We start from the raw sequence: 210 nt of genomic DNA, 5'->3' as shown, positions 1-210 counted from the left end.
CCCAGGCGCCGCAGGTTGCCGCGAAAGCCGAGGGCGCGCGCCTTGCGTGCGGCGCCCAACGATTGAACGGCAAGATGCGGTGCCTGGGCCACACTGGACAACGGAGACGGCTTGCCCAGGCGCCGCAGGTTGCCGCGAAAGCCGAGGGCGCGCGCCTTGCGTGCGGCGCCCAACGATTGAACGGCAAGATGCGGTGCCTGGGCCACACTG

Annotated in this window: 1 protein-coding gene; it reads right to left on the bottom strand. The window is 71.0% G+C overall.

Annotation, left to right across the window (positions count from 1 at the left end; translation table 11 throughout):
- Positions 1 to 210 (bottom strand): hypothetical protein (locus H6A16_RS10685; RefSeq protein ID WP_204619035.1); only part of this gene is annotated, 210 nt, incomplete at both ends.

The sequence above is a fragment of the Collinsella tanakaei genome, assembly GCF_016900375.1.
Lineage (GTDB): Bacteria > Actinomycetota > Coriobacteriia > Coriobacteriales > Coriobacteriaceae > Collinsella.
Note: the sequence above shows the minus strand (reverse complement) of the source record. Positions and strands in the feature narration are given on the sequence as shown.